Annotated in this window: 26 protein-coding genes and 1 tRNA gene; 18 read left to right on the top strand and 9 right to left on the bottom strand. The window is 66.2% G+C overall.

The window, feature by feature from the left end:
* Window positions 1–876 (top strand): dimethyl sulfoxide reductase anchor subunit family protein, encoded by an 876-nt coding sequence (locus HMH01_RS05225; protein ID WP_171323140.1) that lies wholly within the window; start codon window positions 1–3, stop codon window positions 874–876.
* Between the two features lie 6 nt (window positions 877–882).
* Here the strand turns inward: HMH01_RS05225 and HMH01_RS05220 are convergent, their stop codons facing one another.
* On the bottom strand, window positions 883–1,779 hold the full coding sequence (locus HMH01_RS05220; protein WP_171323138.1) for an EamA family transporter: 897 nt from the start codon (window positions 1,777–1,779) through the stop codon (window positions 883–885).
* Between the two features lie 103 nt (window positions 1,780–1,882).
* Between HMH01_RS05220 and HMH01_RS05215 the strand changes: the two genes are divergently transcribed.
* Window positions 1,883–2,386, top strand: a complete 504-nt coding sequence (locus HMH01_RS05215; RefSeq protein ID WP_171323136.1) for an NUDIX hydrolase — start codon at window positions 1,883–1,885, stop codon at window positions 2,384–2,386.
* Between the two features lie 7 nt (window positions 2,387–2,393).
* Here the strand turns inward: HMH01_RS05215 and HMH01_RS05210 are convergent, their stop codons facing one another.
* Both HMH01_RS05210 and HMH01_RS05205 read right to left on the bottom strand, forming a co-directional pair.
* Window positions 2,394–3,266 (bottom strand): 2-dehydro-3-deoxygalactonokinase, encoded by an 873-nt coding sequence (locus tag HMH01_RS05210; RefSeq protein ID WP_216366758.1) that lies wholly within the window; start codon window positions 3,264–3,266, stop codon window positions 2,394–2,396.
* A 127-nt stretch (window positions 3,267–3,393) separates the two neighbouring features.
* Entirely contained in the window at window positions 3,394–3,921 is a 528-nt protein-coding gene (locus HMH01_RS05205; RefSeq protein WP_171323132.1) for a GAF domain-containing protein, read from the bottom strand.
* A gap of 380 nt (window positions 3,922–4,301) precedes the next feature.
* On the opposite strand from HMH01_RS05205, the gene HMH01_RS05200 reads away from it, so the two are divergent.
* From HMH01_RS05200 to HMH01_RS05180, 5 genes are all read left to right on the top strand, one after another.
* Complete coding sequence (locus tag HMH01_RS05200) at window positions 4,302–5,885, top strand: ABC transporter substrate-binding protein (RefSeq protein ID WP_171323130.1); 1,584 nt, start codon at window positions 4,302–4,304, stop codon at window positions 5,883–5,885.
* 75 nt (window positions 5,886–5,960) lie between these two features.
* On the top strand, window positions 5,961–6,944 hold the full coding sequence (locus HMH01_RS05195) for an ABC transporter permease (protein ID WP_171323128.1): 984 nt from the start codon (window positions 5,961–5,963) through the stop codon (window positions 6,942–6,944).
* A gap of 3 nt (window positions 6,945–6,947) precedes the next feature.
* Window positions 6,948–7,898 carry an ABC transporter permease gene (locus tag HMH01_RS05190; protein ID WP_171323126.1) on the top strand — a complete coding sequence of 317 codons (951 nt, stop codon included), beginning with the start codon at window positions 6,948–6,950 and terminating at the stop codon, window positions 7,896–7,898.
* A gap of 9 nt (window positions 7,899–7,907) precedes the next feature.
* Entirely contained in the window at window positions 7,908–8,888 is a 981-nt protein-coding gene (locus tag HMH01_RS05185; protein ID WP_171323124.1) for an oligopeptide/dipeptide ABC transporter ATP-binding protein, read from the top strand.
* Entirely contained in the window at window positions 8,885–9,871 is a 987-nt protein-coding gene (locus HMH01_RS05180; protein ID WP_171323122.1) for an ABC transporter ATP-binding protein, read from the top strand. The genes HMH01_RS05185 and HMH01_RS05180 overlap by 4 nt, the downstream gene beginning before the upstream one ends.
* Window positions 9,872–10,077: 206 nt before the next feature.
* Here HMH01_RS05180 and HMH01_RS05175 read toward each other — a convergent pair.
* The 4 genes from HMH01_RS05175 to HMH01_RS05160 form a co-directional block, all read right to left on the bottom strand.
* A tRNA-Arg gene (locus HMH01_RS05175) sits at window positions 10,078–10,154 on the bottom strand.
* Between the two features lie 58 nt (window positions 10,155–10,212).
* Window positions 10,213–11,619 carry a sensor histidine kinase gene (locus tag HMH01_RS05170; RefSeq protein ID WP_246237279.1) on the bottom strand — a complete coding sequence of 469 codons (1,407 nt, stop codon included), beginning with the start codon at window positions 11,617–11,619 and terminating at the stop codon, window positions 10,213–10,215.
* A gap of 63 nt (window positions 11,620–11,682) precedes the next feature.
* The gene (locus HMH01_RS05165) at window positions 11,683–13,101 is read right to left on the bottom strand and encodes a dihydrolipoyl dehydrogenase family protein (RefSeq protein WP_171323120.1); all 1,419 of its coding nucleotides are present in this window, start codon (window positions 13,099–13,101) and stop codon (window positions 11,683–11,685) included.
* Between the two features lie 2 nt (window positions 13,102–13,103).
* On the bottom strand, window positions 13,104–13,823 hold the full coding sequence (locus HMH01_RS05160; protein ID WP_246237278.1) for a TVP38/TMEM64 family protein: 720 nt from the start codon (window positions 13,821–13,823) through the stop codon (window positions 13,104–13,106).
* Window positions 13,824–14,153: 330 nt separating this feature from the next.
* Here HMH01_RS05160 and rpmH point away from each other — a divergent pair, with 330 nt between their 5' ends.
* The 5 genes from rpmH (at window position 14,154) to HMH01_RS05135 (ending at window position 16,041) form a co-directional block, all read left to right on the top strand.
* The gene (rpmH, locus tag HMH01_RS05155) at window positions 14,154–14,288 is read left to right on the top strand and encodes a 50S ribosomal protein L34 (RefSeq protein WP_171323116.1); all 135 of its coding nucleotides are present in this window, start codon (window positions 14,154–14,156) and stop codon (window positions 14,286–14,288) included.
* 29 nt (window positions 14,289–14,317) lie between these two features.
* The gene (gene rnpA / locus HMH01_RS05150; RefSeq protein ID WP_171323114.1) at window positions 14,318–14,746 is read left to right on the top strand and encodes a ribonuclease P protein component; all 429 of its coding nucleotides are present in this window, start codon (window positions 14,318–14,320) and stop codon (window positions 14,744–14,746) included.
* On the top strand, window positions 14,743–14,964 hold the full coding sequence (gene yidD / locus HMH01_RS05145; RefSeq protein ID WP_171323112.1) for a membrane protein insertion efficiency factor YidD: 222 nt from the start codon (window positions 14,743–14,745) through the stop codon (window positions 14,962–14,964). The genes rnpA and yidD overlap by 4 nt, the downstream gene beginning before the upstream one ends.
* A gap of 113 nt (window positions 14,965–15,077) precedes the next feature.
* Window positions 15,078–15,467: a CopM family metallochaperone gene (copM, locus tag HMH01_RS05140; RefSeq protein WP_216366757.1), complete on the top strand. Its 390-nt coding sequence runs from the start codon at window positions 15,078–15,080 to the stop codon at window positions 15,465–15,467.
* 100 nt (window positions 15,468–15,567) lie between these two features.
* Window positions 15,568–16,041, top strand: coding sequence for a copper chaperone PCu(A)C (locus HMH01_RS05135; protein WP_171323108.1), 474 nt, complete (start codon window positions 15,568–15,570; stop codon window positions 16,039–16,041).
* Window positions 16,042–16,050: 9 nt separating this feature from the next.
* Here HMH01_RS05135 and HMH01_RS05130 read toward each other — a convergent pair whose 3' ends face one another.
* Entirely contained in the window at window positions 16,051–16,572 is a 522-nt protein-coding gene (locus HMH01_RS05130; protein WP_171323106.1) for a DUF3833 domain-containing protein, read from the bottom strand.
* 80 nt (window positions 16,573–16,652) lie between these two features.
* Between HMH01_RS05130 and ttcA the strand changes: the two genes are divergently transcribed.
* The 5 genes from ttcA to yihA all read left to right on the top strand — a co-directional run bounded on the left by ttcA (window position 16,653) and on the right by yihA (window position 21,428).
* Window positions 16,653–17,489 carry a tRNA 2-thiocytidine(32) synthetase TtcA gene (ttcA, locus tag HMH01_RS05125; RefSeq protein ID WP_171323104.1) on the top strand — a complete coding sequence of 279 codons (837 nt, stop codon included), beginning with the start codon at window positions 16,653–16,655 and terminating at the stop codon, window positions 17,487–17,489.
* A gap of 106 nt (window positions 17,490–17,595) precedes the next feature.
* Entirely contained in the window at window positions 17,596–19,407 is a 1,812-nt protein-coding gene (gene yidC / locus HMH01_RS05120) for a membrane protein insertase YidC (RefSeq protein ID WP_171323102.1), read from the top strand.
* A gap of 1 nt (window position 19,408) precedes the next feature.
* On the top strand, window positions 19,409–20,143 hold the full coding sequence (locus tag HMH01_RS05115) for an MOSC domain-containing protein (protein WP_171323101.1): 735 nt from the start codon (window positions 19,409–19,411) through the stop codon (window positions 20,141–20,143).
* Window positions 20,140–20,781 carry a CatB-related O-acetyltransferase gene (locus HMH01_RS17920; RefSeq protein WP_171323100.1) on the top strand — a complete coding sequence of 214 codons (642 nt, stop codon included), beginning with the start codon at window positions 20,140–20,142 and terminating at the stop codon, window positions 20,779–20,781. The genes HMH01_RS05115 and HMH01_RS17920 overlap by 4 nt, the downstream gene beginning before the upstream one ends.
* Window positions 20,778–21,428, top strand: coding sequence for a ribosome biogenesis GTP-binding protein YihA/YsxC (gene yihA, locus HMH01_RS05105; RefSeq protein ID WP_171323099.1), 651 nt, complete (start codon window positions 20,778–20,780; stop codon window positions 21,426–21,428). Before HMH01_RS17920 ends, yihA begins: the two co-directional genes overlap by 4 nt.
* On the opposite strand, the gene HMH01_RS05100 is transcribed toward yihA, so the two are convergent.
* Window positions 21,412–21,948, bottom strand: a complete 537-nt coding sequence (locus HMH01_RS05100; RefSeq protein ID WP_171323098.1) for a hypothetical protein — start codon at window positions 21,946–21,948, stop codon at window positions 21,412–21,414. The two genes, yihA and HMH01_RS05100, sit on opposite strands and share 17 nt — an antisense overlap.
* 82 nt (window positions 21,949–22,030) lie before the next feature.
* Between HMH01_RS05100 and argB the strand changes: the two genes are divergently transcribed.
* The gene (argB, locus tag HMH01_RS05095) at window positions 22,031–22,906 is read left to right on the top strand and encodes an acetylglutamate kinase (RefSeq protein ID WP_246237276.1); all 876 of its coding nucleotides are present in this window, start codon (window positions 22,031–22,033) and stop codon (window positions 22,904–22,906) included.
* The last annotated feature ends 45 nt before the right edge of the window (window positions 22,907–22,951 follow it).

Here is a 22,951-nt window from a genome sequence, read left to right as displayed (position 1 = left end):
ATGCATCCCGCACCTTCGCTCATCGTTTTCACGACGCTCTCGGGGCTTGGCTTCGGGCTGATGGTCTGGCTGGGCATCGACCCGCCCGAAAAAGGGGGCTGGGTGATGGCCGTCTTTGCCCTGCTGGCGCTTGCGCTGGCAGGGATCGGGCTGCTCGCCTCGCTCTGGCATCTCGGCCATCCCGAACGCGCCTGGCGCGCGCTGTCCCAGTGGCGATCCTCCTGGCTCAGCCGCGAGGGGGTGGCCGCAATCGTCACGATAGGGGTGTTCACGCTCTATTCCGGGATCATCGTGCTGCAAGGCCAGCCGGCACCGTTGCTGGGCGGGCTGGCGGCACTGCTTGCGCTGGTGACGATCGGATGCACGGCGATGATCTATGCGCAGCTGCGCTCGGTCCCGCGCTGGCACGACCCGCTGACGCCGCTTCTGTTCCTGCTCTACGGGCTGGCGGGCGGCGGGCTGCTGGCGGGCAAGATCACGGCTTCCGCCTGGCTGCTGGTGGCGCTGGGCATCGCGCAGGTCGCCGCCTGGACCCGGGGCGACAAGGCGCTGGCGCAATCCGGCAGCACGATGGAGACGGCGACGGGCCTGGGCCATCTGGGCAAGGTCCGCCTGCTGGAAGCGCCGCATACCGGCGGAAACTACCTGCTGAAGGAAATGGCTTTCCGCGTTGGCCGCAAGCACGCCGCCAAGCTGCGGATGATCGCGCTCGGCCTTGCGGTGGTGTTCCCGGCTGCGGCGGGGCTGATGACCGACCCCAAGCATCTGCTGGGTGGCCTCATGGTGATCGCGCACCTCACCGGGGTGCTGACCGCGCGCTGGCTGTTCTACGCCGAGGCCGAGCATGTCGTTGGGCTCTATTACGGAAAGCGCTGAGGGCTTTCAGCCGATCAGCACAAGCAGGATGATGCCGCCCGCGACAAGCACGATGCCAGCGGCTTCCGCCCTGGTGATGCGCTCGCGGAAGAAGAACACCGAGGCAAGCACGGTGAAGACCAGCTCGATCTGGCCCAGCGCCTTGACATAGGCAGCGTTCATCAGCGTGAAGGCGGAGAACCAGCCGAGGCTTCCCAGCATTCCCGTCAGCCCGACCCAGGCGGCAATGCGCCATGCCCCGATCACGCGGCCGATCTCTCCGGGTTCGCGAAAGGCAAGCCAGACGGCCATCAGCACGGTCTGGAACGTGGTGACAAGCGCCAGCGTCACCGCCGCGCGGATCAGGAAATCCCCCTGCGCCAGGGAAAGCGACGCGCCCCGATAGCCGATCGAGGCCATGGCGAATATCGCGCCCGAGGCGATGCCGATGCCCGCCGCGCGCGAGAGCATCCCGCCGGTCAGGTTTCCGCGCGACGGCAGGCCCGACATCAGCAGAACGCCTGCGACCGTTACGAGGATCGCGACCCAGGCGCCGCCGGTGACGGGCTCTGCCAGGATGGCCGCGGACAGGAGTGCCGTCATCACCGTCTCGGTCTTGGAAAAGGCGATGCCGACCGCGAAGTTTCGCAGCGAGAAAAGGGTGACGACCAGCGCGGTCGCCACGATCTGCGCAACCGCCCCCACCGCGCCGAAAGCCAGCGCGCGCGGCGTGAGGCCGGGCCAGTCCACCCCCGGCTGCATCAGAAGCCCCGCCACCACGACCCAGGCCAGGGGCGCGGCATAGACAAAGCGCGAAAAGGTGACACCAAGGGTACTGAGCCGCCCCTTGAGCGTTTTTTGCAGCATGAACCGAAGGTTCTGTGCAAAGGCGGCGGCGATCGTTATTGGTATCCAGAGATCCACGCCAGCCTCCGTCCTGCGTATTCCGGTTCCTGTTACCGGATGCGCGGCCGGAGACAAGTGGCGAAAGGGCGAAGGCGACAACGAGCGTCGACAGAGGGGGCAGATGGCAAAGACTTCGTCGAAAAGACGTCACGCGCTCGCAAGACAGGAAAGACGCATCCCGCGCAGCCGGCTGCAATATGGCGCGCTGTGCTACCGCGTGAAGAAGGGAAAGCTGCGGATCCTGCTGATCTCGTCGCGCAGGACCCGGCGTTGGGTGACGCCCAAGGGCTGGCCGATGCATGGCAAGACCGGATGGGAAGCGGCGGCACAGGAGGCGTGGGAAGAGGCCGGTGTCCGCGGCAAGGCGGTGGCGCACTCGCTCGGCTTCTACAGCTACGCGAAATACCTGTCGAAGGATCGCTACATCACCTGCACGGTGCAGATTTTCCCGCTGGCGGTAGAAACGAAAAGCCGCGATTTCCCCGAACGCGCCGAGCGGCGGCGGAAGTGGATGCGGCCGAGGAAGGCGATGGAGGCTGTGGACGAACCCGAGCTTTCGCGCATGATCCGGAAATTCGCGCGCAACTTCGAAAAGGCCGCCAAGACGAAGAAATCCGGCGACTGACCTGCTGTCAGCCCCGCAGCCCGGCCCGCACCGCGCGCAACCCGTCCAGCACACATGCCTCGGGGTCGTGTACCCGGTAATCCGCACCGACCACCTCAAGCGCGGTCCGGTAGCGTTCGGCCAGCGCACCCGAGGCCAGAAGCGCGATCGGCTGGCCCAGCCAGTAGGCCCGCGCGCCCGCGAATTCCAGCCCCAGAAGATAGCCGCTCAACCGCGATGCCGCCGCCCGGGGATCCGCGTCCAGCAGCAGATCCTCGGACCGCAGCCCCAGCACCCGGGCGGCCGCGCGTTCCGGGCGCGACAGCGTTTCCTCGAAGGCATCGGTAAAGGCTTCGGCATCGTGACCCTGCGGATCGAGCGAGTGGCGCAGCACCGATCTTTCGGCCAGCAGGGCGAACAACTCGCCGGTCATGAAGCTGGCAAAGTGGAATATCTCGCCATCCACGATGCGGGCCCACTTGGCATGGGTTCCAGGCAGCGCCACGACCCCCTGGAAATCGGGCGATCGCAGCAGAAGACCGGCGACCTGCGTCTCTTCTCCGCGCATGACGTCCGGGGGGTTGGTCTGTGACATGCCATGGATGACAGAGACCCGAACCCTCGGATCCCTGGCGGGGGCAGTGGTGACGGCGCGGCGGTCATGAGCGGGTGCCGGGACAGGCCTGTAGGGCACCTCGTGCCAACCCTGTCGCGCCCCCGCGGTCCCGCAGATGACAACGTCGCGGGCGTGACTTCCGGGAAGCCACGGGTCGATCACCCGGATCAGGGCAGCCTCGAACGCGGCCTGTCCGGCATCGAGCATGCCCATGCCATCCGCGCTGCGGGCACTGTCCAGCACCCCGCCATCCGCACCGATCGCCCAGGCGCGCAGATTGGTCATCCCCCAATCAACGGCAATCCAGTCGGCGTCGGTCACGTCTTCACCTCGCATTGGATCCCTGACCCGGCACATGATGCACAAGACCGCGCGACCGGCAAACAGCGGCCGCGCGCCGGGCCGGGCCGGTTCATCCTTCGTGCTGCAAGGGTGCGGTCCGCTTTTGTCCCGTGGTCACGCCCTCGCGGGCCTTGGCCAGGATCTTCACGGTGCTCATCGCCGCCCGCAACAGGATCTGCGTCGAGGTGAGGCGCGCAAGCCGCGCGATGTTCTCGCGGTCCCTGGCGGACCAGATCCGGGGGGTTCTGGAAATAACGCAGATCACGCCGACGGGATCCCGCGCGGGCCCGTGGACCGGGCAGCCCAGATAGGCAACGAAGCCCAGTTCCGTGAGCGCGGGATGCATCTCGAACTGGTTGCTCCGCCGCGCATCCGTGATCTCGAGTATCGAGTCGGCGTCGCGCGCATGGACGCAGTAGGACAGCGCCAGCGACGTCTGCCGTTCGTCCGAAAGCTGCGCCGGAAGGCCGGCCTGCGCCTTGAACACCTGGCGCTGCCCCTCGTCGTCGATGAAGGAAAGCGCCGCCATTTCGCAGCCCAGGGCGCTCCGGGCAAGTTCGACCAACGCGTCGAACTCCGGCTCCGGCTGCGGTTCCAACAAACCAAGATCGCGCAGGCCGAAGCGTGCGCCAATTTGCAAAATATGCCTCAAGGGGCCAAACCTCAATAATCCGCGCTCAATAGACGCGCGTTGCCACCGGAAAAGTCTGACAGCCCCCTGATCAGACGGCTCAAGTATTTCGCATCTGCGGTCGGATGCAAGGCCGATTACGCGTTTCAGCCGCGACGGAGCGCCACTGATGCAGGGGTGCGCGGCCATGGGCGCGGATCTGAACCGATTGGTCAAAATTGGGGATTGCGTGGTTGCGGATTATCGGTTTCTGTCCTTTGTCAGTGGGGCTGATGCCGCAATCCCGGCAGGCAAATGCGCCGGGTCATGCGGGAAAAGGCCCAAACCCTTTTCTTGGAGCTATCCAGATGACAACGACTTTCAGGCGCCTCGGCGCAGCACTTCTGGCCTCGACGCTGATCGTGTCGGCCGCCTCGGCAGAGACCATCCGCTGGGCCCGCGCATCGGACGCGCTGACACTCGACCCGCACTCGCAGAACCAGGGCCCGACGCACAACTTCGCGCACCACATCTACGAGACGCTGGTGGATCGCGACGTGGAGGGCAACCTCCAGGCCCGGCTGGCCACCTCGTGGGAGATCAAGGCCGACGACCCGACCACCTGGGTTTTCACGCTGCGCGAGGGCGTGACTTTCCATGATGGTGCCGCCTTCACCGCCGAGGATGTCGTGTTCTCGCTCGACCGTGCGCGGTCCGAGAAGTCGAACATGCGCCAACTGCATGTGGACGTGGCCGAGGTGATCGCGGTAGACGACTACACGGTCGAAGTGAAGATGAACGGCCCGGCGCCGCTTTATCCGAACAACCTGACCAACACCTTCATCATGGACAAGACCTGGGCCGAGACGAACGACGTTGTCGAGGTGCAGGACTACGCCGCCGGCGAAGACAACTACGCCGTCCGCAACACCAACGGCACCGGCCCCTACATCCTGCAATCGCGCGAAGTCGACGTGCGGTCGGTCCTCTCGATCAACGAGAACCATTGGGCCGAGCAGAAGCCGGCAGTGACCGAGATCATCTACCTGCCCATCGCCGATGCCGCGACCCGCGTGGCCGCGCTGCTCTCGGGCGAGGTGGACATCGTGCAGGACGTGCCCGTTCAGGACATCGAGCGCCTTTCCTCGACCGACGGGATCAAGGTCGAGACCGGGCCGGAAAACCGCGTGATCTATTTCGGCTACAAGTTCGGCGATGCGCCGCTGGCCTCGTCCAACATCACAGACCGCAACCCGTTCAACGATCCGCGCGTGCGCGAGGCGATGGAACTGGCGGTCGACCGCGACGCGATCAAGGCCGTCGTGATGCGCGGCCAGTCGATCCCGACCGGCGTCGCCAACCCGCCCTTCGTGAACGGCTGGACCGAAGAACTGGACGCCTATCCCGCACCCGACATCGAGCGTGCGCAGGCGCTGCTGGCCGAAGCGGGCTATCCGGACGGCTTTACCGTGACGCTCGACACGCCGAACAACCGCTACGTCAACGACGAAGCGATCAGCCAGGCGGTGGTCAGCATGCTGGGCCGCATCGGCATCAACGTGACGCTGGCCTCGCGCCCGGTCGCGCAGCACTCGCCGCTGGTGACCAACAACCAGACCGACTTCTACCTGCTGGGCTGGGGCGTGCCGACGTTCGACTCCGCCTATGTGTTCAACGATCTGGTGCACAGCAAGGAAGGCAGCTACGGCGCCTACAATGGCGGTCTCTACTCGAACCCCGAGCTTGACGCGATGATCGAGTCGCTCGGCACCGAGACCGACCTGGAGAAGCGCAACGCGACCATCGCCGAGATCTGGCAGGTCGTGAAACAGGACCGCGTCCTTCTGCCGATCCACAACCAGGTGCTGGCCTATGCGATGAAGGACCGCATCACGCTGCCGGTTCACCCCGAGAACCAGCCGCTGATGACCTCGGTCACCTTCGCCGAGTAAGGGATCGCTGACAGCTCATCGCCGCGCCGGGCACACCCCGGCGCGGCGTTTTGCATTTCGTGAGGGAGGTGGCCGATGCTGGCCTTCATCATAAGACGCCTGATCCAGTCGGTCGTCGTCATGCTGTTCGTGGCGCTGATCGCCTTCGTGGTGTTCCGCTATGTGGGCGATCCCATCGCCAGCATGGTGGGCGTCGAAACCCGGCTCGAGGATCAGGAAATCATGCGCGACCGGCTGGGCCTGAACGACCCTGCGATCGTGCAGTTCTTCCGCTTCATCGGAAACGCGATCCAGGGTGAGTTCGGGATTTCCTACCGTCTGCAACAACCCGTCTCGGAGTTGATCCTGAGCCGCCTGCCGGCCACGATCGAACTGGCATTCGCCTCGGCGTCGCTGGCGCTGATCTTCGGGGTGGTGCTGGGCGTGTTCACCGCGCTTCGGCCGAAAAGCCTGTTCAGCGCGGGGATCATGGCCGCCTCTCTGGTGGGCGTGTCGCTGCCGACATTCCTGATAGGTATCGGGCTGATCTACGTCTTCTCGGTCGAACTGGGGTGGCTGCCCTCCTTCGGGCGCGGGGACGTGGTCGACCTTGGCTGGTGGCGCACCGGGCTTCTGACCGAAAGCGGGCTGAAGTCGCTGATCCTGCCGGCGATCACCCTGTCGCTGTTCCAGCTGACACTGATCATGCGGCTTGTGCGGGCCGAGATGCTGGAGGTGCTGCGCACCGAATACATCCGCTTTGCCCGCGCGCGCGGTCTGAGCCAGCGGGCGATCAACTTCGGACATGCGCTGAAGAACACGCTGGTGCCCGTCATCACCATCACCGGCCTGCAACTCGGGTCGGTGATCGCTTTCGCCATCGTGACCGAGACGGTGTTCCAGTGGCCCGGCGTGGGCTCGCTGTTCATCACCTCGGTGCAGGTGGTCGATGTGCCGGTGATGGCCGCCTACCTGATGTTCATCGCGCTGGTGTTCGTCCTGATCAACCTGATCGTCGATATTCTCTACTACTTCGTGGATCCGCGCCTTCGGCTTGATGGCGGCGGGTCGGGGAAATGACCCATGAGCACTGAAGACATGATCCCCAGCGCCCGCCCCGCGGGCCGGCTGCGGCAGTTCCTGGACAGTGACATCTTCTATTCGTGGAAGCGCTCTCCGGTGACCATCATAGCGACGCTGGTCGCGTTCTCGCTGATCCTGATGGCGATCCTTGCGCCATGGATCGCACCCTACAACCCGTTCAACCCGGCCAGCCTGAACCTGATGGACGGCTTCACCCCGCCCGCCAGCGAAAGCGCCTTCACCGGGAACTATTTCGTCATGGGCGCCGACAACCAGGGCCGCGACGTGCTGTCCACCATCATGTATGGCAGCCGCGTCTCGCTTCTGGTGGGCTTTCTCGCGACCATGTTCGCGATGACCCTGGGCGTGGGGCTTGGCCTTGTCGCGGGCTACAACGGCGGCACGATCGACGCGGTCATCATGCGCGTGGCCGACATCCAGCTCAGCTTTCCGGCCATCCTTATCGCGCTGCTGATCTTCGGCATCGCGCGGGGCGTGATCCCGCCCAGCCAGCAGGAAAGCATGGCGATCTATGTCCTGATCTTCGCCATCGGCCTGTCCAACTGGGCGCAGTTCGCGCGTACCGTGCGCGGCGCGACCATGGTCGAGCGCGAGAAGGACTATGTATCCGCCGCCCGCATCATGGGCGTGCATCCGATCCTGATCCTGATCCGCCACATCCTGCCCAACGTCATGGGGCCGGTGCTGGTGATCGGCACGATCGGCCTGGCGCTTGCCATCATCGAGGAGGCGACGCTGTCCTTCCTTGGCGTGGGTGTGCCGCCGACCCAGCCCTCGCTGGGCACGCTGATCCGGATCGGTCAGCAATACCTGTTCTCGGGCGAGTGGTGGATCCTGTTCTTCCCCGCGGTGACGCTGGTGCTGCTGGCGCTGTCGGTCAACCTGCTGGGCGACTGGCTGCGCGATGCGCTGAACCCCAAGCTGCGATAGGAGGGCACAGTGACAGAACCCCTTCTCTCCGTCCGCAACCTGACGGTCGAGTTCCCCACCCGCCACGGCATCCTGACCGCGGTGGAGGACATCTCCTTCGACATCATGCCCGGCGAGGTGCTGGGCATGGTCGGCGAATCCGGCGCGGGCAAGTCCATGACCGGCAACGCCATCATCGGCCTGATCGAGCGCCCGGGCCGCATCGCCCGGGGCGAGATCCGGCTGCGCGGCAAGCGCATCGACAACCTGCCCGCCGACGACATGCGGGCCATCCGCGGACGGCGGATCGGCGTGATCTTCCAGGATCCGCTGACCTCGCTGAACCCGCTCTACCGGATCTCGGACCAGTTGATCGAGACGATCCGCACCCACCTGCCCCTGTCGCAGGAGGATGCGCGCAAGCGGGCGATCAAGCTGCTCGATGATGTCGGCATCCCCGATGCCGGGCGCCGGATCGACGACTATCCGCACCAGTTCTCTGGCGGGATGCGGCAGCGCGTGGTGATCGCGCTGGCGCTTTGTGCCGATCCGGACCTGGTGATCGCGGACGAGCCGACCACGGCGCTTGATGTATCGGTGCAGGCGCAGATCATCGACGTGATGAAGGAACTCTGCGCCGAACGCGGGGCAGCGATCCTTCTGGTCACGCACGACATGGGCGTGATCGCGGAAACCGCCGACCGCGTGGCAGTGATGTATGCCGGCCGCATCGCCGAGATCGGGCCCGTGCGTGACGTCATCATGAACGCCCGCCACCCCTATACCGAGGGGCTGATGGGCGCGATCCCGCGGCTGGGCGAAAACCTGGAGCGGTTGCAGCAGATCCCCGGCGCCATGCCGCGGCTGTCGGCCATCCCGAATGGCTGCGCCTTCAACCCGCGCTGCCCCAGGGTGTTCGACCGCTGCCGCACCCATCGCCCGGCCCTGTCCGAAATCGAGCCCGGCCGGCAGGTGTCCTGCTGGCTCTATCCGGGAGTGACCGAAGCATGAGCGACGTTCTTCTCGATGTCCGCAACCTGTCGCGCAGGTTCGACGTGTCCCAACCCTGGCTCAATCGCAAGCTCGAAGGGCTGGAAAAGCTGTATGTGAAGGCGGTGGACGATGTCAGCTTCACCGTCCGGCGGGGCGAGACATTCGCGTTGGTGGGCGAAAGCGGCTCTGGCAAGTCCACCATCGCCCGGCTGATCGTCGGGCTTCTGAAGCCCAGCGCCGGAGAGATCTTCTTCGACGGCCAGTCGCTGGCACGCGGTCTGTCCGGGGCCGAGGCGCGGCGGCTGAGGCGCCGGTTCCAGATGATCTTTCAGGATCCGCTGGCCAGTCTCAATCCGCGCTGGCGCGTCAGCGACATCATCGCCGAGCCGCTGCGTGTATTCGAGCGGTCGATGGACAGGGCCGCGCGGCTCAAGCGCGTGGGCGAGTTGCTGACGCTGGTGGGGCTGTCGCCGGAGGATGGGGTGAAATTCCCGCACCAGTTCTCGGGCGGGCAGCGCCAGCGCATCGCCATCGCGCGGGCCTTGGCGGCGAACCCCGAGTTCATCGTCTGCGACGAGCCGACCTCGGCGCTCGACGTGTCGGTGCAGGCCCAGATCCTGAACCTGATGAAGGATCTGCAAAAGGAATTCGGGCTGACCTATGTGTTCATCTCGCACAACCTTCAGGTCGTGCGGCACATGGCGGACGATATCGGCGTGCTCTATCTGGGCCGCCTGGCCGAGGTGAGCCCCGCGGCCGATCTGTTCGATGCGCCGAAGCATCCCTACACGCGGATGCTGCTCGACGCCGTGCCCGACATCGACATGACCGGCCGCCGCCGCAAGAAGGTCGAGGGAGAGATCCCCTCGCCCCTGTCGCCGCCGCCGGGCTGCACGTTCCATCCGCGCTGCCCGCTGGCCAACGAGCGCTGCCGGCGCGAGGTGCCGCAGCTTCGCGGTGGCGTCGCCTGTCACGCGGTGGAGGAAGGCCGCGCCGCCTGACGCGCTGCGCGGCGCGTTGATGGCTTCAACACAAGGCCCGACCGGGTACGTCCCGGCGGGCCGTTCTGCTTCCATCAGGCGGGGTGATTTCCGGGATGGCGCGGCGATCCGCTGAAGGCGGCAGGACACGGCATATCGGCGGCCGGCAACCTGCCGACCTTATTCCACGATTATTTTCCGGAACGTGTCGCCACCTTGGGATCAGGTGGCGGACCGAGGAGGATTCGAACCCCCGACCCCTTGATTCGTAGTCAAGTACTCTATCCAACTGAGCTATCGGTCCGTGAGGCCGGGTGATACTCTTGGCTCCGGGGGTTTGCAACCCCTAACCGGCAGGAATCTCACGCCGCCTGACCGGCCTTGCGGATCGGCAGCCGGATGCGGAAGCGCGTCCCTTTTTCCGAGGTTTCCACCAGTTCCAGAGTGCCGCCATGGCCGCGGACAAGTTCGGCCGCGATGGCCAGCCCCAGCCCGGTCCCACCGCGCCGGGCCCCACCGCGGAACGGCTTGAAAATGTTTTCCAGCGCCTTCGGGGGCAGGCCGGGGCCGCTGTCGCGGACCTCGATCTCGCATTGGGTGGCGGTGGCACGGGCAAGGATCGCGATCTCTCCGGGTTTTCCCGCCCCGAGGATGGCCTGGCGCGCATTGCGCACAAGGTTCATCAGCACGCGGTAAAGCTGCTCGGGATCGGCCGAAAGCGCCAGTTCTTCGGGGATATCCGCCGTAAGCTGCACCTTTTCCTCGCTTGCGCGCAGCCCGTCCGCCTCGAGCACGTCGCGCACAAGGGGGGCAAGGCGCATGCTGCGGATCCGGGGCTCAGGTTCCTCGGCCTTGCCATAGGCAAGCGTGCCCTCGCACAGGTTGATCGCCCGGTCCAGCGAGCCGAGCAGCTTGGGCGCGGTGCGGCGCACGGCGGGATCGTCGCTGCGCTCCATCCGGTCGGCCAGCAGTTGCGCCGTCGTCAGCATGTTGCGAAGGTCATGGCTGATGCGCGACACCGCGCCCCCCAGCGCCGCAAGACGTTCCTTCTGTTTCAGCGATTGCGTCAGGCGGGTCTGGAGGTCGGCCAGCGCCACCTCTGCCTCGCGCAGTTCGGTCACGCGCGAGACGGGCGTGATGATCCGGCTCACATCCTCGGGGTCGTCGCGATAGCTGGCCATGCTTCCCACCACGCGCGCGATGGGAACCACGATGAAGCGTCGCGCAGCAAGGAACAGGAACAGCGCCGTGAATACCGATATGGCAAGGCTGAGCAGCAGGATGTTCCAGCCATAGGCCAGCATCGCATTGCGCAGGGGGCGTTCGTGGAGCGTTATCTCGATCAGCACGCCGCCGCCCTTCACCGGCACGCCGATGACCCGGATCACCCGGTCGTCGCTGCGCAGCATGGTGCCGATGGCATCTCCGATCAGCGTCAGGGGCTGCGTGTCCCGCAGGTCATATGTCTCGTCCACCATGGCGGGCATGGGGCTGGACAGGATGAGCTCGCGCAGCGCGTCGCGCCGCAGCACGACGTTCAGCACCTCGGCATTCTCGAGGAGTTCTGCCTCCAGTTCCGTGGCCACCATCTCGTCGGGGGTCGCCAGCAGCGCAAGCGAGGCAAGCTGGCTCAGTTCAAGCCGTTCCTGCAGGTAGTCGACGCGAAACCGCGCCACGGAAGGAAGGAAGATCAGCACCTCCGCCAGCATGACGAAGATGACCGTCAGGACCAGGAAACGCCCGGTCAGCGAGTTGACGAATTTCATCATGCCAAGCGTGAAAATCCCGTGTCCATCGGTATCTAGGGCTGACCTCTTGTACGAACAACCCCGTCAGAACCGTTGCACGAAACGGACGATTCGCTTCACCCGCTCGCTTTCGAACAGGCGGGGGGCGAAATATTGCCCGGCGGCGCGCTTGGACAGCTCTCCCAGCGTGGGATAGGGCGCGACCATGTTGGCGAACGCGGACAGCTTCAGCCGGTTGGCGATGGCCAGGGACCAGACCTGGATCAGCTCTCCGGCCTGGGCCCCGACGATGGAGGCGCCGACCGGCCGACCCTTGACCGCCAGCACCTTGATGAAGCCCGTGGTCAGCCGTTCCGCCTGCGCACGATCGTTGCCGGCGAATTCGGCGCGCAGCACCTCAAGATGGACGCCATGCCTGCGACGGGCTTCTTCCTCGGTCAGGCCGACCTGGGCGATCTCGGGGTCGATATAGGTGGCGCGTGGCAGGTGATCGGTGCGCGCGCGCGCCGGAAGGCCGAACAGGGCACGGCGGATCACGATGCCCGCATGATAACCGGCGACATGGGTGAATTGCAGCCCGCCCGAAATGACATCGCCCACGGCGAAGACGCGCTTGTTCGACGTCCGCAGCCCCGCATCGACGATGACCCCGCCGCGGTCATGGGCGATGCCGGCGCGTTCGAGGTCGAGCGCCGCGATCGAGGGCTTGCGACCGACGGCGACCAGCAGGTGGCTTCCGGTCACGGTTTCGCCCCCCTCGAGCTGCGCCGTGATCGCACCCGGCTCGCCCGAGATCGCCGTGACCTTTGCGCCTTCGCGGATGTCGATGCCCTCATCGCGCAGCCGGGCCAGCGCCAGCGCGGCGATCTCGGGATCCTCACGGCCCAGCGCGCGCGCGGCCTCCAGCACCGTGACACGCGCGCCCAGCCGGTGATGCGCCTGCGCCAGCTCCAGCCCGATCGGCCCGCCGCCGATCACCAGCAGGTTGTCCGGCCGCTGCTCCAGGTCGAAGACCGACTCGTTGGTAAGATACGGCACCGCCTCGAGACCGGGAACCGGCGGAACCATCGGCGAAGAGCCTGTGGCGATCACGATGCGCCGCGCCGTGATGCGCCAGGGCCCTGCATCCACGGTGTCATGGGCGATGAAGCGGCCGAATTCGCGGATCACCCGCACGCCCAGCGCCTCGAACCGTTCCTGGCTGTCATGGGGCGCGATGGTCTCGATCACCGATCGCACATGGGCGCTTGCACGGGCGAAGTCGACCCGGGGCTTGGCCCGGGACACGCCGAAGGGCGTGCCGGTGCCGAAGGCATGGGCGTGCTTTCCGGCCGCGATCAGCGCCTTCGACGGGACGCAGCCACGGTTGAGGCAGTCGCCGCCCATGCGCCCGCCCTCCAGCAGGACGACGCGCGCCCCCATCTGCACGGCCCCCGCCGCAACCGAAAGCCCGCCCGAGCCGGCGCCGATCACCAGAAGGTCGGTATGGATATGCTCGCCCATGATCATCCTTTCCCGCGCTTGCGGATAGTCTTGAGAAGGATAGGCAGGGCCGACAAGGCGCAGAGCGCAAGGATGGGCCCCAGCACCTGCCATTCGAAGAGAATGCCCAGATCGGGCGTTTCGTCCCTGGCGAAGACCCCGGAAAGACCGGCGCCGACCCATGTGTAGACGACCGTGCCGGGCATGATCCCGAAAAACGTCGTGAGCACGAAATTGCGCAGCCGCACCCCCAGCAGGGCGGGCGCAAGGTTTGCGACGAAGAACGGGATCGCCGGGACCAGGCGCATGAGCAGAAGGTAGCTCACCTCGTTTTCCCGCAATCCGTCGCGGATCCGGCTCATGGTTCCGGGATTGGCGTCCATCCGCGCCTGCAACGCATCGCCAAGTCCGGTGCGCGCGGCCAGAAATATCAGCGTCGCGCCGATGGTGGCCGAGATGACGATCACCGGCGCGCCCGGGATCAACCCGAACAGGAAACCGCCCGCCAGCGTCATGACCGTCGCACCGGGCAGCGAGAAGGCGACCACCGCGACATAGGCCAGCATGTAGCCCGCTACCGCCAGCCCGTAGCTTGCGTCGCGCCAGGCGATCAGCCGCTCGCGATTGTCGGCCAGGGTCTGAAAGCTGAAGGCATCGCGCCAGAAGAAACCCGCGGCCGCCACCAGGGCTATGATCAAGAGCGGCGAAAGCCTGCGCCAGTTCGGCGTCTGCGCCGGTGTCATCGGCCTTGTCATCCCGGTTGTCCCAAATCCGTTGCAGGCTTGGGGATGCCCTATCGGGCGCCTCCGCGATAGTGGGCTCACGCCGCATTGATGAACCGCTTCTCTATGTTACAGATGGTCTGTACCTGCCTGTAACCACGCGGCTGCGGGATGCCGCCCGTGTGAGGATGCGGCCGCACAGGTTCGGCAGGCGGCCCCGGGTAGCGCCCTGGAAAAACGGCGCGGAATGGCGTGCCCTGCAATTGACACCGGCCGCGCGAGTCCCTAGAAGCCGGGTTCTGAGATTTTACGGCCGCGGGACCGCCCGCCAACGCTTCGTGGAGAAGACCGATGAAACGGACCTATCAGCCCTCGAATCTGGTGCGCAAGCGCCGCCACGGTTTCCGGGCCCGCATGGCCACCAAGAATGGCCGCAAGGTGATCGCGCGTCGCCGCGCCCAGGGCCGCAAGCGGCTGACCGCCTGATACCGGGCTCTGCCCGGATCGACAGAATCATGGCATCGCCGGAGTCGTCCTCTCCCACCCCTTCAGGCGGGAAAGACATGGCTCCGGCGGTGTCTTTTCCCGTGCTGAGCGTCCTGCGCAAGCGCGCCGATTTCCTGGCCGCGGCGCGGGCAAGACGACAGGCGACCCCCGGCTTCGTCCTGCAGGCGCGCCGGCGCGGGGTGGAAGAGCCGGCAACCGGTATCAGGGTCGGCTTCACCTGCTCGAAGAAGGTCGGTAATTCCGTTGCCCGCAATCGCGCCAAGCGGCGCCTGCGCGAGATCGCTCGGGCGATCCTGCCACGGCAGGGCCATGACGGCTGGGACTATGTCCTGATCGGCCGGGCCGACGAAACGGCCAACCGGCCCTTTGCGCTGATGCTGGCCGACCTGGAGCAGGCGCTTTCCCGCATCCATGCGGACCGAAGGCAAGGGCAGTGACCCCCCTCGCCCATATCGTGGCCCTGCCCGTCCGGGCCTATCGGCTGATCCTCAGCCCCTGGGTCGGACGGTCCTGCCGCTACCACCCCACCTGCTCTGCCTATGCGCTCGAGGCGCTGGAGCGGCACGGCGCCCTGCGCGGTGGCTGGCTGACCCTGCGCAGGCTTCTGCGCTGCCACCCCTGGGGCGGATCGGGCATCGACAACGTCCCGGACTGATGGCGCGCCTCGCGGAAATTTCAGATCGCGCGCCTTGACCTTCCAGCAGGGGGAAGCCCCATCTGCCTCGCCGCAGGGGTGCGCAATGCACCACCAATGAACGGAGCATGCAGATGAAGAACCGGACATTTCGGATCACGGCGACCGCGCTGGTCAGCCTTGCCGCGCTTGGGGCACAGGCCCAGGATCATTCGGGCCACGCCATGGGCGCAATGGACCATTCCGGTCACGCGATGGAAGCGGCGCCCAACCCGGCGACGCAGGCCCTGATCGAGGCCAACAACCGCATGCATGCCGACATGACCACGGACCTGACGGGCGATCCGGACGTGGACTTCGCCCAGGGCATGATCCCGCACCACCAGGGCGCGATCGACATGGCGCGGATCGTTCTGGAATACGGCGAGGACGCGGAACTGAAGGCCCTCGCGCAGGAGATCATCGCCGCCCAGGAAGAAGAAATCGCCTTCCTGAGGGCGTGGCTGGAAGCGAACGCGCAGTAACCCAGGCTTGCGTCATCCGGCCGCAGCGCGACGGCGTCGCGTTGCGGTGGCCGACCGGCGCGCCCTATCTGTCCCGGAAACGAACCGAACGGGACAGATCATGGCCTTTCGCGCCCTTCTCCTCGCGACGCTGCTGCCGACGGCGGTGATCGCGCATGACTACAAGCTCGGTGACCTGGTGATCGAGCATCCGCATTCCTACGCAACGCCGCCGGTGGCACGCGCCGGGGCCGGCTACATGACCATCAGGAACACAGGCACCGAAGCCGAGGTGCTTCTGTCGGCCAGCGCCGGTTTCGCCGATGCGCAGATCCACATCACCGAAGCGGGTGCCGACGGCGTCATGCGCATGATCGAACAGGAAGCCGGCGTTCCGATCCCGGCCGGCGAGAGCGTCAGCTTCATGCCCGGCGGGCTGCACGTCATGTTCACGGGCCTCCAGGCGCCTTTCGTCACGGGCGAGGCGAACGACGTGACCCTGGTGTTCGAGCGCGCGGGCGAGATCACTGTCAGCTTCGAGATCGAGGATAGGCCCGCCGTGACCACCGGCACGATGGGCCACGAGGGTCACTGAGCGGGGCGCTCAGAGCTTCTCGAAGAAGATCACCACTTCGCCGATCTCGACGCCGAACCTGTCCATGTAGGCGCGGTTCAGCAGGCGTCGCTCGTCGAGAAGCCACATCCAGTCGTCGAAGGCGACGCGCAGGGTGCCGTCCGGCACCGGCAGGTCGATCACATAGCGCCAGTTGAAGCTGTCGCCCCGCTCTTCGCCGGTGGCGGTGCCGATCACGCCGGGGGCCGTCCCTTCCCATGTGTCGGGGCCGGTCTTGCGCAGGGTCCAGACCCGCTGCTCGGTCGAGCCGTCCTCATAGGTGAAATCCTCGACAAGGCGCAGGCGTTCGCCATCCCAGTCGCCGAGGATGTCCACCTCGAAGCGGCGCCTGACCGTGCCGAAACGGTCCTGGAACTGGCCCCAGGCGCGCAGCTCGCCGTCGAAATACTCCTCGAGGTTCAGCGCGCGGGTCCCGAGCGGCGCATCCTCGAGAGACGGACGCCCCGCACAGGCCGACAGAATAAGCAGAAGACCAAGGGCGAGCACGCGCATCGGCAATTCCTTTCCACGCCGTATCTGTGATAGGCAGCAGCCGGAAACCGGCCGCACAGCCCTGAGATAGGCGCCTGCCCATGTTCGACGAGTCCGAAGAGATCCACCCGCTGTTCGCCGGCGCCCCCTCGAGCACCGAGTTCAAGAAGCTGCGCAAGCGCATCGTGCGCGAAACCCGCGAGGCGATCGACGCCTATGGCATGGTCGAGCCGGGCGGGAAATGGCTGGTCTGCCTGTCGGGCGGCAAGGACAGCTACACGCTGCTGGCGGTGCTCCACGAACTGAAATGGCGCGGCCTGCTGCCGGTCGAGCTTCTGGCCTGCAACCTGGACCAGGGCCAGCCGGGCTTTCCCGCGACCGTGCTGCCGCAGTTCCTGACCGAAAAGGGCGTTCCGCACCGGATCGAGTATCGCGACACCTATTCCATCGTGGTGGACAAGGTGCCCGCGAACCGCACCTATTGCGCGCTCTGCTCGCGGCTGCGGCGCGGGCATCTGTATCGCATCGCGCGCGAGGAGGGGTGCACTGCGATCGTGCTGGGCCACCACCGCGACGACATCCTCGAGACCTTCTTCATGAACCTGTTTCATGGCGGCAAGCTGTCGGCGATGCCGCCCAAGCTGGTGAACGACGAGGGCGATCTTTATGTCTATCGCCCGCTCGCCCATGTGGCGGAAGAGGATTGCGAACGATTTGCGCGCGCCATGAACTATCCGATCATTCCCTGCGATCTGTGCGGCAGCCAGGACGGGCTGCAGCGCCAGCAGATCAAGCGGATGCTGGACGAATGGGAGTCGCGCGCGCCGGGGCGGCGGCAGAAGATCTTCCGCGCGCTGACCAACATGAACCCCAGCCACTTGCTGGACCCGCGGCATTTCGATTTCGCGGGGCTGACACTGCCCGAACGGGAGAACTGACAACGGGCTGCGGGCGGGGCCAGGCGTGGCGCCCTGCCCCCTTGACCTTTGGCCGCCAGCCCTGTTGAACCCGCGCAATATGTCCCCGTAGGACCGGAGCGACCTGATGGACGACCAGAACAAGAACCTGATCCTTGCCACCGCGCTGAGCTTCCTCGTGATCCTCGTGTGGTTCATCCTGTTTCCGCCACCGCCGCCGCAGGATCAGGCCATCGATCAGGCCGAGGTCGCCGAGGGTGTCCTGCCCCCCACCGCGCCCACCGGTCAGGCGACGGCGCCCGGGCTGACAGCGCCCGAGCAGAGCCGCGCCGCAGCCATCGCCGCCGCGCCCCGCGTGAGCATCGACTCGCCCCGCCTGACCGGGTCGCTGTCGCTGACCGGCGGACGGATCGACGATCTGCTGCTCGACGACTACCGCGAGACGGTCGAGCCCGACAGCGAGAACGTGACGCTTCTGTCGCCCGCGGGATCCCCCAACGCGTATTATGCGCTGCACGGCTGGGTCGGCGGCGGCGGGCTTCCGGCGGAACAGGTGCCGGGCCCGAACACGCCCTGGCAGCTGGAAAGCGGCGAGACGCTGACCCCCGGCAACCCCGTCACGCTGGTCTGGGAAAACGGCGCGGGCCTTGTCTTCCGCAAGACCATCGCGGTGGACGACAACTACCTGTTCACGATCACGCAGTCGGTCGAGAACGCCACCGAAGCGGCCGTGCGCCTGGCCCCCTACGGCATCATCGCGCGCGAGGGCGAGCCGTCGGACCTGATGAACTTCTTCATCCTGCACGAAGGCGTCATCCAGTCCTCGGACGGCACGCTGAACGAGGTGGGCTACGACGATGTCCGCGACTTCGAGTTCGCGGCGAACGAGGCCGCCGCGACCGAGCGCACGGATGTGGCCGGGAATGGCTGGATCGGCTTCACCGATCACTACTGGATGACGACGCTGATCCCGCAGTCCGGCCAGTCCTTCACCGCAGTGGCCAAGCACAACCCGACGAGCGACATCTTCCAGACCGACATCCGCCTCCCCACGGTCGAAGTCGCGCCCGGCACAACGGGTGAAAGCACGACCTATTTCTTCGCCGGCGCGAAGGAGTACCGCGCCATCGCCGACTACGAGGAGACGCTGGGGATCAACCAGTTCGTGGATGCAATCGACTGGGGCTGGTTCTATTTCCTGACCAAGCCGATCTTCCAGGCGCTGCACTGGTTCAACGTCCTGATCGGCAACATGGGCATCGCGATCATCGGCCTGACGCTGGTCATCAAGGCGCTGCTGCTGCCGCTAGCCTACAAGTCCTACGTCTCGATGTCGAAGATGAAGCAGCTTCAGCCCGAGATGGAAAAGATAAAGGAGCGTGCGGGCGACGACCGGATGAAGCTCCAGCAGGAGATGATGGCGCTCTACAAGAAGGAAAAGGTCAACCCCGCCTCGGGCTGCCTGCCGATCCTTCTGCAGATCCCGATCTTCTTCTCGCTCTACAAGGTCATCTTCGTCACCATCGAATTGCGTCATGCGCCCTTCTTCGGCTGGATCCGCGACCTCAGCGCCCCCGACCCGAGTTCGGTCCTGAACCTGTTCGGCCTTCTGCCCTGGGGCACGCCGGGACCGGAAAGCTTCTTCGCGATCTTCTCGATCGGGGTGCTGCCGATCCTGATGGGCATCACCATGTGGATGCAGCAGAAGCTGAACCCCGCGCCCACGGACAAGACGCAGGCGATGGTGTTCGCATGGATGCCCTGGATCTTCATGTTCATGCTGGGCACCTTTGCCAGCGGCCTGGTGCTCTACTGGACGGCCAACAACATCATCACCTTTGTCCAGCAGTACCTGATCATGCGCAGCCAGGGGGTAAAGCCCGACGTGTTCGGCAACATCCTCGGCGGACTGAAGCGCGCGAAATCCAAGGCAAAGTAGCGTGCGCTCGGTCGCCCACCTGTTCCGGCACCCGATCAAGGGTGTCGGCGTCGAGGAGGTGACCGAAACGGCGGTCAGCGCCGGCCGCACCCTTCCCTGGGATCGCGCCTACGCGGTAGCCCACGAGGCGGCGCGCCTGTCGGACGGCTGGTCGCCCTGCGCGAATTTCGTGCGTGGGGCGAAATCGCCCGCGCTGATGGCCGTAACGGCCCGGGTACAGGGCCAGCATGTCGCCCTCAGCCATCCGGACCTGGCACCCATCGTGATCGACCCGATGCGCGACGGCGACTTGCTTCTTGAGTGGCTGCGCCCGATCTGCAATCCCAATCGCGCCGCCCCGGCGCGGCTGGTGCCGGCCGGGAAAGACGGCATGACCGACAGCCCGTTTCCTTCCATCGCGATCCTGAACCTTGCCTCGCTTCGGGCACTTTCGCAGCGTGTGGGCCGGGCGCTCGACCCGCGCCGCTTTCGCGGGAACATCTGGTTCGACGGCGGCGGCCCTTGGGAGGAGTTCGAGTGGATCGGTCGCCGCGTGGCCGTAGGCGATGTCACATTCGAGGTGCGGGAGCGGATCACCCGCTGCACAGCCACCCATGCAGACCCCGACAGCGGACGCACGGACACGGACGTTCTGGGGACGCTCGAGGCAGGCTGGGGCCACCAGGACTTCGGCGTCTATGCCGTCGCGCTGTCCTCTGGAAACGTTGCCACAGGTGACGAGGTGCGCCCCGCATGACCCTGCCCGACCCCGATACGCTGCATCCGCTGCCGGAACATCCCCGCGTCGTGGCCCTTCGGCCGCTGGCCAAGGACCGCCCCAATGTCACGGTCGGCCCCTTCGCCTATTACGACGATCCCGAGCACGCGACAGAGTTCTTCACCCGCAACGTGCTTCATCATCACGACTTCATCGGCGACAGGCTGACCATCGGCGGCTTTGCCGCCATCGCGACCGGGGTGCGGATCGTTATGAACGGCGCGAACCATCTGACCACGGGCTTCTCTACCTACCCGTTCGAGATCCATGGCGGCGCGTGGGCCAAGGGCTTCGATCCATCCGCCTACGCGGCGGGACTGCGCGGCGACACCGTCATCGGCCCCGATGTCTGGATCGGGATGGAGGCGGTGATCATGCCCGGCGTCACCATCGGCGCGGGGGCCATCGTAGCCGCGCGAAGCGTCGTCACCCATGACGTGGCCCCCTTCGCGGTGGTCGCCGGGAACCCTGCCCGGCCCGTGCGCCAGCGCTTCGACGAGGAAACCGTCGCGCGCCTTCTGGCCGTCGCGTGGTGGGACTGGCCGTCGGACCGGATCGCGCGCAACCTGCGGGCCATACGCGGCACCGACATAACCGCGCTGGAGGCAGCCGAATGATCCGTTTTCCCCTCGCCCCCATCCCCGATCCCGAGCTGGAGGAGGAAGGGCGCAAGCTGTTCGCCGGGCAGTCGGAATTCCTCAAGGGTGTCGTCTCGATGGACGGCGTGCCCCCCGCCGATCGGCTGGAGATCTGCTTTGCCGGGCGCTCCAACGTGGGGAAATCCTCGCTCATCAACGCGCTGACCGGGCGCAAGGCGCTGGCGCGGGCCTCGAACACGCCCGGCCGGACGCAGGAAATCAACTACTTCACCCTTGGCCCGCTCTACCTCGTGGACCTGCCCGGCTATGGCTATGCAGAGGCGCCCGTGGCGGTCGTCGAGAAATGGCAGCGGCTGCTGAAGGCCTATCTCGCAGGGCGCGCCACGCTGCGCCGGGCCTTTCTGCTGATCGACGCGCGCCACGGCATCAAGAAGGTGGACGAGGAGATCATGGATCTTCTCGACGCCTCGGCCGTGACCTACCAGGTCGTGCTGACCAAGGCCGACAAGCCCTTGCAGAAGGACTTGGACAAGGTGATCGAGCAGGTGCGCGGCGCGCTGTCGAAGCATCCGGCAGCCTATCCCGAACTCGTGCTGACCTCGTCCGAGAAGGGGACCGGGCTTGCCACCCTGCGGGCCATCATCGCCGCTATGGCACGCGGGTGAGCAGGTAAGCCGCGTCGAAGCCAAGCGCCCGGGCAAGCGCCAAGGCCTGCCGCTGCGCGGCGTCGGTTGTGAGCGGTCCCAGAAAGACGCGCCGCCCCAACCTGTCCGCCCCCCGAACGGTCACGGGATAGCCTAGCCGGCGCGCGAGACGGACGAGTTCGGCCTCGCTGGTATTGGTGGTGACGGTCGCGAGGTGCAGCATCTTCCGGGGCGCCGCGACACCGCCCGCAGGCATGGCAAAGGCGCTCAGGTCAAGCGCCGCGATGTCCGGCATCCGGTTGGGAAAGACGGTGCAGCCCAGTTGCAGGATCCGGCTTTCGGCCGCGAACGCGCCCGAGGGCGCATCCATCCCCCCGACAACCAGCACGCCCTCGAAGAAACGCGGACTGGCGCGCAACTCCCTGTCGTAATCCATGAAAGCCGCGCGACAGCTATCCGCCCGGCTGGGATCGGGGATGCCGGGCCCGACCGCGCAGGCCGACAGGCCGATGATGGAGGCAAGCAGGACTGGCCGGATCATGGGGCGGCTTCCGCATTTGCAGTGGCTTCACGGGGGCAATCTAGCTAAAACGCCACCGGAACACATCAGGGACACGACCAAGATGGAGAAATCTGCCGCCATGAACCGCGACTGGATCGCCACCGCCCGCACATTGAGCGAGGCGCTGCCCTATCTCCAGCGCTATGATGGCGCGGTCGTGGTCATCAAGATCGGCGGCCACGCGATGGGCGACGACAAGGCGATGCTGAGCTTTGCCCGCGACATCGTCCTGATGAAGCAATGCAACGTGCACCCGGTGCTGGTGCATGGCGGCGGGCCGATGATCAACCAGATGCTCGACCGGCTGGGCATCGAATCGCATTTCGTAGGCGGCAAGCGCGTCACCGACGCAGCCACCGTCGAAGTGGTCGAGATGGTGCTGTCCGGCTCGGTCAACAAGCGCATCGTGCAGGCGATCAACACCGTGGGCGGCAAGGCGGTTGGCCTGAACGGCAAGGACGCCAGCCTCATGATCTGCGAAAAGGCGCTCGGCCCGAAGGGCGAGGACCTGGGTTTCGTGGGCAACCCGAAGAAGGTGAACCCTGCCGTCCTGCGCACTTTCCTCGACAGCGATTTCATCCCGGTGGTGGCGCCGATCGGCGTGGGCGCGAATGGCGAGACCTTCAACATCAACGGCGACACGGCCGCCGGCGCCATCGCCGCCGCGATGAAGGCAGACCGCCTGCTGCTGCTGACCGACGTGGCGGGCGTGAAGGATGCCGACGGCGATGTCATCACCCAGCTGACCGCCGACCAGGTGCGCCAGCTGACGGCGGACGGCGTGATTGCGGGCGGCATGATCCCCAAGACGGAAACCGCGCTGGAAGCGCTGGAGGGTGGTACGCGGGCGGTCGTCATCATAGACGGTCGTGCGCCGCATGCCGTTCTGCTTGAGCTGTTCACCGCCCATGGTGCGGGCAGCCTGATCCGGCTGTGACGCTGGCGCTTGATTTGGGGCAGCGGCTGGGGTCCGATGCAGGGC

The sequence above is a fragment of the Halovulum dunhuangense genome (genome assembly GCF_013093415.1).
In the GTDB taxonomy this organism is placed as follows: Bacteria; Pseudomonadota; Alphaproteobacteria; order Rhodobacterales; family Rhodobacteraceae; genus Halovulum; species Halovulum dunhuangense.
Note: the sequence above shows the minus strand (reverse complement) of the source record. Positions and strands in the feature narration are given on the sequence as shown.